This is a genomic window from Nocardia sp. NBC_00403, assembly GCF_036046055.1.
Lineage (GTDB): Bacteria > Actinomycetota > Actinomycetes > Mycobacteriales > Mycobacteriaceae > Nocardia.
The window spans coordinates 6,033,470-6,046,373 of the sequence record NZ_CP107939.1 but is presented as its reverse complement, the minus strand read 5'-3'; the positions used below and the strand labels follow the sequence as shown (position 1 = coordinate 6,046,373).

The window sequence follows — 12,904 nt, the reverse complement described above, 5'->3', positions numbered from 1 at the left end:
GTCGCGATCAGCCGAGCAGTTCGTGGCCGAGCGCCAGTAGTTCGGCTGTGGAGAGAACCTCCTCGTCCGCCGATGTCCGCGGCGGGCGGGTGAGGAGCGCGGGCTCGATGCCGTCCGGGAGCTCACGTGCCCCGATTGTCGGTGGTGCTGCGGGGTGGTTCGTCGCTTCGAGGCGGGTGGACAGTTCGGCGGTGAGGAGTTCGACGGTGGGGTGGCCCCAGATGATCGCCGCGGGGACGGTGATGCCGAGGCGGGCGGCGAGACGGGAGCTGAGTTCGACGGCGTGCACCGAACCGACACCCAGCTGATCGAAGTTCCGGGTGCGGCCGATGCGGTCCGGCGTGACACCGACGACCTCGGCCAGTTCCTTGGCCACCGTGTCGCTCAGCGCGGCGCGGCCGACACGGTGGCCTCGCCCGTGATCCTGCGTCGAATTACCTGCTACCACAGTGCTTTCGGAGCGTTGGTCCCGCATCGGTTCGGTCTCTGCGGGGATGGCCCAATGGCGTTGCCGCTGAAACGGATACGTTGGCAACGACACCACACGGCCCGGTGGGGCGAGGGCCGACCATTCCGGGTCGACGCCGCGTTCGAACAGCGCGCCGACCGCCTGCAGCAGCCTGTGGCGCGGCACTGTACCCGGTCGCAGGGCTGCAGCAACCACCAAGGCCGAGGCTTGGGATGCATCGGCCGTCTCGGTCGACGCACCGATCGGCACAGTGTCGCCGAGTCTCTGGTTCAGAAAGTTGTTCACCTCTGCCATGGTGGTCGCCACCAGCGAAAGGCGTTGTTCGAAAGGCTTTCTCGTGCGGCAGAGCGTGTGCGCGAGGTCGTCGAGCGTGATGCCGGGGTGGCTCGACAGGTGGTCGCGCAGCCGGCGAACCTGCTCGCGCAGTGCGGGTTCGGTGCGTGCGGACAATACGATCAAACGCTCTGGGTAGCGTAGCTCCGTCTCACTCGAGGTCGCGCGCACATTCGGTGGCGGACCATCCGCGATCTCTGTCGCGACTTCTTCAACGATCACGTGCGCGTTTGATCCGCCGAAGCCGAACGCACTCACCCCGGCGCGGGCCGGTCCCTCCCGTTCGGGCCATGGCAGTAGGGTATTCGCGACCCGGATGCCGGCCGCCGCGAGATCGAGATCCGCTGCGGCGTGGTCGAAATGCAGGCTGCGCGGTATCTGGCGATGCCGCAGCGCGAGCGCGACCTTGAGCAGTCCGGCCATCCCGGCGGCCGCCTCGGTGTGCCCGATGTTCGTCTTGACGGAACCGACGGTCAGTGCGGTGCCACCCCGCTCGGCCGCTCCATAGACGGTACCCAGAGCGGTCAACTCGGCGCGGTCGCCGATGGCGGTGCCGGTGCCGTGGGCTTCGACATAGTCGACGGTCGACGGGTCCACGCCCGCGCGGGCACAGGCGCGGCGCAACAGTTGTTCCTGCCCGGCAGCGCTACTGGCGGGCATGCTGTGTTTACCCGCCCTGTCGGATGCCGTCCCCCGATGGTGGTGGCCGTTGTTGTTGGTGGCGCTGCCGAGCACGGTGCAGTAGACGCGGTCACTGTCGCGCAATGCCGCCGACAGCGGCTTGAGCACGACCACCGCGCCGCCTTCGCCGCGCACATAACCGTCGGCGGTGGCGTCGAAGGCGCGGGAGCGGCCGCCAGGGGCGAGTACACCGAGCTTGGACAGGCCGATCGCGGTGTCCGGGATGAGATTCAGCTGGACGCCGCCTGCTACCGCCACCGCGCTTTCGCCCGCGCGCAGCGACTGGCAGGCCAGGTGAACCGCGACCAACGAACCCGCACAGGATGCGTTGACCGTCATGCTCGGCCCGTCGAAACCGAGGAAATACGACACCCGGTTCGCGATGATGCCCTCCACATCGCCGGTGCTGGTGAAGGGTGTTGTAGCGGCGGGGCCGCGCCGCAACTTCACCGCCCGGTAGTCGTTGAACTTGTTGGCGAAGTACACGCCGGTGTCGGGGACCGCGTCGGGTCGAATTCCCGCGTCCTCGAACGCTTCCCAGGACAATTCCAAGGCGAGCCGCTGCTGCGGGTCCATATCGGCGGCCTCGCGCGGGGTGATCCCGAAGAACTCGGCATCGAACAGCTCGACATCGGGCAGGTAGGCGCCCGCGATCGAGACGGTTTTGCCGGGAGCGTTGCGCTCGGTGTCGTGGTAACTCCCTGCCGGCCACCGACCTGCCGGCGGCGCGTCCGCGACTGCGTCGACCTCGCCGATCAGCAAGCGCCACAGGGCTTCCGGCGAATCCGCGCCGCCGGCGAATCGGCAGCTCATGCCGACCACGGCAATCGGCTGCGCGCTCGGTGTGGTCGTCGCCTGGTCGCGGTTGGTGCGCCGCTGCGGCTTCTTCCGTTTCACAAACGCCTACTCACCTACCGGGATTCCGTCCGACCAGGTGTCCGGCGGACAGGTGCCTTTCGGCAATTCCGCTGATCTTGTTGTGAGGTAAAGAGATACGGACGAGACTCTACCTGTGCTGTTTTCCGATCGCCCCGTTTTCACTCGGGTGACTTCTGTGCTCGGAGGCGAGGCACGACGTCGTGAACTGATTCGCTTCGCCTCCGTGGGGGTGGCCGCGTTCACACTGGACACCGCCGTTTTTCTGACTCTGAAGAGCACAGTGCTCGAGACGCAGCCGATCATCGCGAAGGTGCTGGCGGTGCTCGCGGCGATCACGCTGTCCTACATCCTGAACAAGCAGTGGTCCTTCGCCGCGCGTGGCGGACGGCGCGGGCACCACGAGGCAGCGCTGTTCTATTCGGTCAGCTTCCTCGCCGTCGCGATCAACACCGCACCGCTGTGGGTGTCGCGCTACATGCTCCACCTCGAGGTGCCCGAGGTCTCCCGGCTCACCCAGAACGTAGCCGATTTCGTGGCCGCGCAGCTCATCGGTACCGCGCTCGGCATGGTGTTTCGGTTCTGGGCCTTCGTGCGGGTGGTGTTCCCGAATCAGGTGGAACGCGCACCCGAGTAGTCAGGCGTCCACGAAGATATCGAGTTCGAGCGGCCCGCCGCCTGGGATGACGCGGTACCGGTCCAGTTCGGTGACGCCGTGCGCGGTGAGTACTTCGTCGTCGAGGAACAAATTACCGGTCACGTCGGCCGCAGGCGAACAGAACACGAGATGTGCTGCGTCGGCACAGATTTCGGGCGTGCGTGACCTCGCGATCGCCGCCTCGCCGCCGAGCAGATTACGCACAGCGGCGGTGGCGACGGTGGTACGCGGCCACAGCGAGTTGGCGGCGATGCCGTCCTCGCGCAATTCCTCGGCGAGCCCGAGCGTGGTCAGGCTCATCCCGTACTTGGAGACCAGGTAGGCCAACGACGAGCCCGTCCATGCCGGGTTGAGGTTGAGCGGTGGGGAGAGCGTGAGGATGTGCGGGTTGCGCCCGGCGGCCGACGCCACCCGCAGGTGTGGAATCGCGAGTTTGGACAGCAGGTACGCGGCACGCGTGTTCACGCTTTGCATCTGGTCGTACTTCTTCATCGTCATGGAGTCGGTGGGCGTCAGGTCGATCGCCGAGGCGTTGTTCACCACGATGTCGATGCCACCGAACCGGTCGACCGTCTCCTGCACCACCGCCGCCACGGTATCGTCGTCGCGGACATCGCCGACGAACGGGAGCACCCGACCGCCTGCGGCTTCGATTTCCGCGGCCGCGGTGTGGATGGTGCCGGGCAGCTTCGGATGCGGCTGATCGGTTCTGGCGAGCAGCGTGATGTTCGCGCCGTCGGCGGCGGCGCGCAGTGCGATGGCCCGACCGATGCCGCGGCTGCCGCCCGTCACGACCATGGTCTTGCCTGCCAGTGACTTCGATCCCGGTTTCGTCATGGTCTTCGTGCTCCTGCTCCGGTGGCCGTCCCCGCGTGCCGAAGGTGACCTCCATCCCGCACGGAGGTCGCCTTCGGCCGGCGCGTTGGCTGCTACTTGACGCTGATTACTTTGTCCGAGGGCTCCTTTGCGTACAGAGCCGTGATCCCGTCCGCGTACTTGCTGGCGATCGGGGCGCGCTTGAGCGACATCTTCGGGGTCAGCTCGTCGCCGCCCGGTTCCCATACCGCGCCGAGGATGGTGAAGCGCTTGATCTGCTCCACTCGTGACAGCTTGCTGTTACCCGCCTGCACAGCGGCGCGCACTTCGTCCACGATCTCCTGGCGGGTGGCGAGTGTGGCCAGGTCGGCGTCGGTGGCGCCGAATTCCTTGGCACGCAGGGTCGCGACATCGGGGTCGAGCACGATGAGCGCGGTGATGTAGGGCTTGGCATCGCCGATCGCGATGGCTTGACCGATCAGCGAGGAGGCGGCCTTCATCGCGTTCTCGATATTGCTCGGGGCGATGTTCTTGCCCCCCTCGTTGATGATGAGTTCCTTCTTGCGGTCGACAATGCGGAGGTAGCCGTCGGGGTCGATGGTTCCGACGTCACCGGTGTGCAGCCAGCCGTCCGCATCGATCGCTTCGGCCGTTTTCTCTGGCATGTTGCGGTAGCCGCGGGTGACGATGGGGCCACGCACCAGGACTTCCCCGTCGGCGTCCAGGCGCAATTCCATGCCCTCGACGGTGCGGCCCACCGAGCCGGGGCGCGGCTTGTCCAACTCGGTGTAGGTGCCGACGCCGGTGGTCTCCGACATGCCCCACACCTCGGTCACGGCGAAGCCGAGGCCGAGGAAGTACTCGAGGGTCTCCGGCGGCACGGGTGCGGCGCCGGAAGCCGCCACCTTCAGCTCGTCCAGGCCGAGGGCGTGCCGTAGCTTCGACAACACCAGCGTCTCGGCCACTTTGTGCTGTACGGAGAGCATCGGGCCGCGGCCCTGCCCCGCGAGATCGGCTCGGGCAGCGGCGATTCCGGTGCCGATGGCCCAGTTGGCAAGTGCCTTCTTGGCCGCGCTCGGTTCGGTGGCGAGCTTGTTCTCGATGCCGGTCTTGATCTTCTGCCACACCCGTGGCACGCCGAAGAACGTGGTCGGGCGGGCGTCGGGCAGCGCGGCCGCCACCTCGCGCGGGTCGGTGACGGTGGTGATCTGGATGCCGGTGGTCAGGCTGAGGGCATGTGCGGAGATGCGGTCGGCCACATGCGCGGCGGGCAGGTAGGACACCGTACGGTGGTCCATGCCCACCTGCAGCGGGCCGTTGACCAGCGCGATGATCTGGGCGAGCACGTTGAGGTGGGTGATCTCCACGCCCTTGGACGGGCCGGTGGTGCCCGAGGTGTAGATCAGGGTGGCGAGATCGTCGGCGGCAACCGCGCGCCACGCCGCGTCGAAATCGAAGTCGTCGAGGGGGTTGGCCTCGACCTCCTCGAGCGTGATGGCGCCGGTGGCCGGACCGTCGACCACGATGGTGTGCGCGAGGTCCACGCCCGCGCCGGTCACCGCACCGAGGAAAACCTGTTCTGTCACAACGACCTTGTTGGCCGCGTTGGTGAACACGTGCGCGATCTGGTCGGACGAACTGGTGTTGTAGACCGAGAACGGAGTCGCGCCGAGATGCAGCGCTGCGGTGTCGACCAGATTGAACTCGGGGCGGTTGGTGAGCATGATGCCGACGGTGTCGCCGTGCCCGACGCCGAGCCGGGCCAGGCCCGCGGCGATCGACTTCACACGTTCGCCGTACTCACGCCACGTGATCTCCTGGGTGCCGCCGACCGTCCGCAACGCGACCTGCTCGGGCCGCAACGTCAGGGTCTCCTGAAACGCCTCCGGCACGGTGTAGACCGTTTTGCCCGATTCGTGCGCATATCCGATGAGTGTTGTCGTCATATCCCTGTTTCCCGATTTTCTCTGGCATGAACCGAATCTCGCGGCGTCCGCACGGGTCCGGTCCGAGACCCGATGTCGGCAGAACGCAACGGTGCTTCTGTCAACTTCGCGCGAGTCGGCGCGCCAAGAGTGGCGCGGCTCACTCATGGTAGTCAGGTCCGCGGGTCATGAGGCGGCATACGTGCGAACCTGATTTCGCGCATCGGGGAAATCTCGGAGCATCCCATGAGATGCGTGAATTGTGGCAACGGCGAGCGCCGAGACCTGAAAGACTCGGCAGCGCCCGGGGATTCAGGGTAGCGACGTCGGGAGCGGCCGCAGGTTCGGACATGTGGATGGTGGCTCGATCTCCGGGGCGATACGCAACATCTGAAGGGAACTACATGTCCACAGCGAGCGTCATCCGTCCGTTGGCGCCGAGCGAACAGATGTTCGCCTTCGGTGAGGTCTTCGTCGGGTACTCGGTTCGCGTGTCCGGTCGATTGGACCTGAATGCGTTGTCGACGGCGTTCGACGCCATTGTTCGCGCCTATCCCATCCTGGGCGCTCGTCTCGAGGCCGTCGAGACCGGCGGGCATGTCCTGGTGGCTGCGGCGGGGGCGGGGGCGGCGCCGGGAATCTCGGTGGTCGACGGTGATCCGGAGCAACTGCTCACCGGAGCGAAGTTCGACCAGAGCGTAGCGGTCGGTGCGCTGTGCGTGGTCCGCGACGGCGACTCCGCGAGCGTCACGCTCGTGATCCATCACAGCGTGGCAGATGCGTACCATGCCCTTGCCATCCTCGGCGATCAATGGTTCTTCTATCGTGCAGCGACCGAAGGCCGCCTGCCCGAACCGGAGATCCATCCCTATCCGGAGCCCGTGGAGGCACTGCTGGCCGCCCGCGGCATCGAGAAGTTTCCGAATCCGGCGGCCGCCGCACCGGCGCCGGGGCTCGCGGTGATCTCAACGCCCGCACCGGACACCATCGACCCCGGATACCAGATGTCCCAGACGACGCGATGCCGGCTGAGTAAGGCAGTGACCGCGCAGCTGGTCGATCTCGGGCACCGCGAACAGGTAACGGTGCACGGGCTGGTGTCCGCGGCGATCCTACTGATGGAGGCCGAGATTCGGGCACTGCCGCTGACCGAGCTCATGTATTTGTACTCCGTCGATCTACGCACCAGGGTCAGCCCCCCGATCGGTCTGACCGACGGCACCGACGTCCTGGGATTCACGAACTATGTGCCCGGTGCGGACGCGGGGACAACGATAATCGGCCTGGCCCGCGGCGTCTGCGATGCCCTGCAGGCCGCCGTGGACTCGGGTTTCGTGCAGCAGACGCCCCTGCAGATCCCCGATGTGGCAGCGGCGGGACCACCCAGGGTCCCCGGGATGGTGATGGCGACGAACTGGGGCCGAGTGCCGCAACTGCCCGCGCAGCAGGACCTGCGGATAGACGACTTTCGCTCGATCTTCATCGCGAAACCGGACCGAACCGGGCGCAGGCCAGCGGCCAACACCTGCATTATCAGCACCTTCGACGACCGGCTGAGCATCGAAATCCATCATCCGCCGCAGACCGCCGCACAGGAGCAGCGTCGCATCGAGTTGCTCACAACGACACTGCACGCGGCCGCCGACATCCGCTCCCCGCAGTGACGCGAGTGTCGTCGCGCGAGTAGCGAACCCGGCTCGGGCTCGCCATCGAATGATGCGCGCCCGGGCCGCTTGCCCGGGTGCGGCTGAGCTCGTGCCTACCTGCGTATCGAGGGTGTGTCGGCCCCGCCTGGTAGACAGAGATCGACGTCGACGACTGAACCCGGGAGGTGGGCGAGATGCCCCGCGAGTTGGCAGACCTGCCCTACGCGAGCTACCTGAAACCGCTGGAAGGCCCGCTCGAGCAGGAAGGCGACTACGACTGCGTGCAGGTGAGCGGCGCGGACATCGACGATGTCGAGGCGGGTCACGCGCGGTTCTCCGAGGCGGTGTTCACCTCGCTCTCGATCAATCGCGGCAGCATGCGGTACTCGCGATTCACGGATGTGTGGGTGCGCAACGTGCGATGGGTCGGCACGGAATTGGCCGACACCTCGTGGCAGGACGCGGAGTTGATCGAGGGCGCCATGTCCGGTGTGGACGCCGGCGGTGCCAATTTGCGGCGAGTTCGATTCGAGGGTTGCAAGTTCGACTCCGTCAACTTCCGCCGCGCCAAGTTCCGCGACGTGTCGTTCGTCGATTGCGTTGTGCGGCACACCGATTTCGGCGACGCCGAGCTGACCAATGTGACCTTCCCCGGCACGGTGGTGCAAGGACTGCTACTGAACCGGGCGCGCCTGAAGAAGTTCGACCTCCGCGACGCGGTGAGCATCGGCATCGCCGACGGTATCGACGCGTTGCGCGGCGCGACCATCAGCAGTCGTCAACTGATGGACCTTGCCCCCGATTTCGCCCGGGCGATCGGCATCAACGTCGTCGACAGCTGACCGTGGTTCACGTGTGTCATCGCCGAGACTGAACTGTTGAAGGTTCGTAGTTCCATCGCTATCGACGGGGTGGTGCTCGGAGACCAGCTGCGCCCCAATGCTTTTCACCGGTGGGAGGCGTCTACGGTGTCGCCGAGGAACGCGGCAGTGTTCGCAGCACACCATTCGGCGAAGGTTCGAGGCGTGCGACCGAGCAGCCGCTCGACAGTGTCGGTGCGAAACCCGGTCGTATCGGCGCGCAGCAGCGCAAACCCTTCCGCAATGGCGGCGGCCAGCGCCGGGGGAGCACCGTGCGGAAAGCGGGAACGAACAGCTTCCTCGGGTGTGCGCACCGCGCGGACTTCGATGGTCCGGCCGAGCGTCGCGGCGAGGATCCGCACCTGCTCGGTGACGGTGAGCGCCTCGTCGCCGGTGAGAGCGTATTCCGTGTTCTCATGGCCGTTTTCGGTCAGGACGTGCGCTGCGACCGCGGCGATATCGGCGGGATCGATCGGCGCGAAGCGTCCTGGACCGACGGGGTCGAGGACGAAACCCTCGTTGCGGATGCTGTGTACCCACTCGAGCGCATTGGTCATGAAGCCGCCCGGCCGCAGGATGGTGGCGGGAATGCCACTGGCCCGGACGATTTCCTCCCGCGCGTGGTGCCAACGTCCCATCGCGGGCGTGGGATCGCCGAGCGCAAAGAGGGAGGACAGGTGCACGACGTGGCGGACGCCTGCGCGTACTGCGGCCGCGATGGCGTGGGCGGTCTGCTCGGTGCCGATGCCCGCAGCGAGCAGAAAAAGTGCGTCGACGCCGTCGAAAGCGCTCGCGAGGGTGGCAGGGTCGTCGAGATTGGCGACGACGCGGGGGATGCGACCGGGCAGCGCGGCGGCGCGCGCGGGATCGCGGACCAGGATCCGGCATGCGGCGCCGCGTCCATCGAGCTCCCGGACCAGTTCTCGCCCCACATTTCCGGTGCTTCCGGTCATCAGTATCATTGCTGCTCCCAGTTCATTAGCCGACTATCAACTGTCTCGACAGAGACGTTAGCCGGTTAATGATTAGCCGTCAATCGACCTGTTTCGTCCGACCATGGAGACCGCGATGCCCGAGTTCTTGGATCTGCACAGCAAGACGACAAAGGCGCTGCGCGCGGTGGCCGACGCGGGCATGCGACGGCACGGATTGCACCTCGGCCAGAACCACCTGCTGGCAGCGCTGTGGGAGCGGGATGGGCAGACGCCGGGCGAATTGGCCGCCGCATTGCACGTCACGACGCCCACCGTCGTCAAAATGGCCACCAGGATGGCCGACGCCGGGCTGCTCGTCCGTCAGCGCGACGACCACGACAACCGCCTCGTGCGCCTCTGGCTCACCGACGCCGGCCATGATCTGCGGGAGCCGGTCGAGGCCGAACGACGATCGCTGGAGGAAGTGATCACCGCGGATCTCACGGCGACCGAGCGCGAGCACCTGCTGAGCGCGCTGGCGAAAATTCACCGTGCCGCAACCGATCTGCTGCACGGTTCGGCCGACTGAGTGACGCTGGCGCTCAGTACTCCTTGCGGTGTGGAACGAACTCCAGCGTGAGCAGTGCGGCCGCGGCCAGCAGGACCTCGCGCCAGCGGATGAGGGCAAAGCGCTGATCGGACAGCGCGCGGAACTTGCGCAGGAACCGATACAGCGATTCCAGTCGAATCAGTGGATCGCCCAGGTGCACGAACGCATAGATCAGCGTGGCGGTGCGGGAGCGGTCCTTGTCGGCGAACAACTCGGGGAAAGGCGCGAAGGCCAAAGAGACTCGCTGAATACCCTGGGTGCGGGCGTACTCGACCAGATCGAGGACCATCCGTTCGTCCAGGCCGTTGGGGGCGTCCTTGCGCCGCCACGGGACATCGAGGCTCAGTTCTCGGCCGCGGCCGGACACACCGTAGCGCTGGAAACCTGCGACCCGCCCGTCCGCGTCGCGGGCGATGACCACGAGCATGCCGGGGTTTCGGCCGTCCAGGAGATGATCGAGGATCATCGAGAAGCCGCGGGTCTGCCTGCCGTGCTGCCATTCGTCGACGATGTCGAGCAGTTCGGCACGCAGCGGCTCGCTCAGCGTGGCTTCGCTGACCACCTCGGTGGTCACGCCGAAGTTGTGGGTGCGGCTCACGGCTTGGCGCAGATTGCGGAACTTTCGTCCGACCATGGCGAAACTGTCCACCTCGATCACCACATCGCGCCCGACCGGGATCGCGTGCAGCCCGCGATGCTCGATGGCGCGGCGCCGCCACATGCCCGCCATTTCGGGACCGGCGCCGAGCACCGCGATCCGCCAGCCGTTGTTGGCGGCGAAGTCGGAGAACTCCGAGATCAATTCGGCGAATGTGGCGCGCTCACCGATCGGATCGCCCGCCACCACAGCGATGCCGAAGCGGGTGCGATAGGCGATCGCGGCGGAGGAATTCGTGTTGAAGAAGTAGCTTTTCGACGAATGCAGGGCGAATGCGGCCAGCGGATCGCGCTCGGTCCGTCCGACCAGCTCGGCCACCCGATACAGCTGCTGTGGCTGTGGCCTGCTCGGTTGCGCCAGCATCAGAATGAAACCGGTCGAGGCGAGGAAGGCGAACCCGACCCCGGGGTGGGAGACGCGATAGGCGGCATTGGCGGCCGCGAGTACGAACACCGCGATCGTCAGATGCGGCAATGTGATCGGCCTGCGCAGGTGCAGGCCACGGACCACGAACAGTCCGGCGATCGAGGCCGCGACAAACCAGCTGTGATCGACGCCCTCCTGCGTAGCCAGCCCGGCTTCGTACACGAGTGCTGCGCTGAGCAGTAGCAATGCGGCGGTCAGGATGGGGCGGACGGCAGGTGTCGCGGTGAAGGTCGCTTGCCGGTACCCGGCAAGCGTGGTCAGGCTCTGTGCCGCTGTCTGCCGCTCCTCAGCCACGCCGGTACCCCATCCGGACCAGTCGAGTCCGCGTCTGCCGCACATTCACGAACAGGTTCCCCATTTGGTCCTCCTGATGATCCTGGACCGAAGCCACACTAGGCCGAACATGTGACAGGCTCTCGAACATTCCTTCGCTATGGAAACGATTTGTGTTAACGCTGTCCGGCGCTATTGCTCCAGCATGCGCGGTTGCACACCCGATGGCTATGCCGGCTTATCGAGCGAGGGCGAATAGGTCCCTGTTCGGGCACTCGGGCCTGGGCCGAGGAGGTCGTTGGTGGGTGGAAATCGCGGTCATGCTGCGGCGCGCCCCGAGTTGCCGTGGCGGTCTTGTGTCCGAGACAGTACGGGCCGATCTATAGACAACGCTGTTCATATACGCCTATCGTCTTGATCCATGACGAAGTTCGGCGGCAAGCGCTGCCTGATCACGGGGGCCGCAGGTGGCTTGGGCCGCAGCATCGCACTGGCGGTCACTGCCAAGGGCGCCTCGGTCATCCTGACCGATATCGACGACGACGGTCTGCAACGCACCGCGGCCGACGTGCAGTCCGCCGGTGGCACCGTGCATCTCGCGGCCCCCGCCGACGTCAGCGACTACGACGCGGTGGTCGCGCTCGCGGCCGAAGCCCATGCCGTGGTCGGCAGCGTGGACATCGTGATGAACGTAGCGGGGATCGCCACCTGGGGTGCGGTGGACCGGCTCACCCACACCCAGTGGCGGCGGACGATCGATATCGATTTGATGGGCCCGATCCACGTGATCGAGGAATTCGTGCCGCGCATGATCGAGGCGGGCAGCGGCGGTCACCTACTGAATGTGTCCTCGGCCGCGGGACTGTTCGGCCTGCCGTGGCATGCGCCCTACAGCGCCGGCAAATTCGGCCTGCGCGGCGTCTCGGAGGTACTGCGTTTCGATCTGCGCCGCCACGGCATCGGCGTCAGCCTCGCTGTGCCAGGTGCGATGTCGACGCCGATGGTCGACAGCGTGGACATCGCCGGTGTCGACCGCACCGACGCCACCGTGCAGCGCGCCATCGGGCTCTTCATGCGCCACGCGGTCACCCCGGAAGCCGCCGCACGGTCCATCGTGCGCGGTGTGGAGCGCAATCGGTATCTGGTCTACACCTCGCCCGACATCCGGGTCGGGCACTGGGCGCAGCGATACTTCCCGCCCTCCTACAACCTCGCCATGCGCGGCATGAACTGGGCGATGACCCGCTACTTCGACCAGGAAGCCGCAGTCGGCGCACGTTGATAACCCACAGCTCATTCGAGCGGCTTCGCGTCGACGAAGCATCACCCAGCAGCGTGCTGATCAGCACGACGGTGCCTGCCGGCAGTGGAACAATGCGCGCGATGGATGATGTCGTGGTAGTTGCGCCATATGCGTGTCATCCGATCATGTCGGTGCCCCCGGATTTCGGGGTTGTTCAGGCGAGGGCGAGGAAGAGTTTCTCGAGTTCGGCTTCGGTCATGGGCTCGGATCCGTCGGCTGTGTCGCCGGTGAGGCATTCGCGCAGGCCGGTGGCAACGATCTTGAAGCCCGCGCGGTCGAGTGCGCGGGAGACCGCGGCGAGTTGGGTGACGACGTCCTTGCAGTCGCGACCTTGTTCGATCATGGAGATCACTCCGGCGAGTTGGCCGTGTGCGCGGCGCAGCCGGTTGAGCACGAGGGAGATAGCCTCTTCATTGCCGACCATGGCGTATTCCTTTCGTCGAATACCTCATTCGA

At 66.3% G+C, this 12,904-nt stretch carries 11 protein-coding genes; 5 read left to right on the top strand and 6 right to left on the bottom strand.

The features are described 5' to 3' along the window. Positions 1-7: 7 nt before the first annotated feature. A complete protein-coding gene (locus OHQ90_RS26935) occupies positions 8-2,380 on the bottom strand; it encodes a type I polyketide synthase (protein WP_328402072.1) in 2,373 nt (790 codons plus the stop codon). Positions 2,381-2,495: 115 nt separating this feature from the next. Here OHQ90_RS26935 and OHQ90_RS26930 point away from each other — a divergent pair, with 115 nt between their 5' ends. Then, the gene (locus tag OHQ90_RS26930) at positions 2,496-2,996 is read left to right on the top strand and encodes a GtrA family protein (RefSeq protein WP_328402070.1); all 501 of its coding nucleotides are present in this window, start codon (positions 2,496-2,498) and stop codon (positions 2,994-2,996) included. Here the strand turns inward: OHQ90_RS26930 and OHQ90_RS26925 are convergent, their stop codons facing one another. Continuing rightward, positions 2,997-3,854 (bottom strand): SDR family oxidoreductase, encoded by an 858-nt coding sequence (locus OHQ90_RS26925; protein WP_328402068.1) that lies wholly within the window; start codon positions 3,852-3,854, stop codon positions 2,997-2,999. A gap of 92 nt (positions 3,855-3,946) precedes the next feature. Continuing rightward, positions 3,947-5,779 (bottom strand): AMP-dependent synthetase/ligase, encoded by a 1,833-nt coding sequence (locus OHQ90_RS26920; protein ID WP_328402066.1) that lies wholly within the window; start codon positions 5,777-5,779, stop codon positions 3,947-3,949. Between the two features lie 383 nt (positions 5,780-6,162). On the opposite strand from OHQ90_RS26920, the gene OHQ90_RS26915 reads away from it, so the two are divergent. Continuing rightward, entirely contained in the window at positions 6,163-7,422 is a 1,260-nt protein-coding gene (locus tag OHQ90_RS26915) for a phthiocerol/phthiodiolone dimycocerosyl transferase family protein (protein ID WP_328402064.1), read from the top strand. A gap of 176 nt (positions 7,423-7,598) precedes the next feature. Further along, complete coding sequence (locus OHQ90_RS26910) at positions 7,599-8,246, top strand: pentapeptide repeat-containing protein (protein WP_328402061.1); 648 nt, start codon at positions 7,599-7,601, stop codon at positions 8,244-8,246. Between the two features lie 104 nt (positions 8,247-8,350). Here OHQ90_RS26910 and OHQ90_RS26905 read toward each other — a convergent pair whose 3' ends face one another. Continuing rightward, entirely contained in the window at positions 8,351-9,217 is an 867-nt protein-coding gene (locus OHQ90_RS26905) for an NAD(P)H-binding protein (RefSeq protein WP_328402059.1), read from the bottom strand. 115 nt (positions 9,218-9,332) lie between these two features. On the opposite strand from OHQ90_RS26905, the gene OHQ90_RS26900 reads away from it, so the two are divergent. Beyond that, a complete protein-coding gene (locus OHQ90_RS26900; protein WP_328402057.1) occupies positions 9,333-9,767 on the top strand; it encodes a MarR family winged helix-turn-helix transcriptional regulator in 435 nt (144 codons plus the stop codon). Positions 9,768-9,780: 13 nt separating this feature from the next. On the opposite strand, the gene OHQ90_RS26895 is transcribed toward OHQ90_RS26900, so the two are convergent. After that, a complete protein-coding gene (locus tag OHQ90_RS26895) occupies positions 9,781-11,166 on the bottom strand; it encodes a bifunctional lysylphosphatidylglycerol flippase/synthetase MprF (protein WP_328402055.1) in 1,386 nt (461 codons plus the stop codon). Between the two features lie 400 nt (positions 11,167-11,566). Between OHQ90_RS26895 and OHQ90_RS26890 the strand changes: the two genes are divergently transcribed. Then, complete coding sequence (locus OHQ90_RS26890; RefSeq protein ID WP_328402053.1) at positions 11,567-12,427, top strand: SDR family oxidoreductase; 861 nt, start codon at positions 11,567-11,569, stop codon at positions 12,425-12,427. Between the two features lie 175 nt (positions 12,428-12,602). Here the strand turns inward: OHQ90_RS26890 and OHQ90_RS26885 are convergent, their stop codons facing one another. Continuing rightward, positions 12,603-12,872: a metal-sensitive transcriptional regulator gene (locus OHQ90_RS26885; RefSeq protein ID WP_328402051.1), complete on the bottom strand. Its 270-nt coding sequence runs from the start codon at positions 12,870-12,872 to the stop codon at positions 12,603-12,605. Positions 12,873-12,904: the final 32 nt, after the last annotated feature.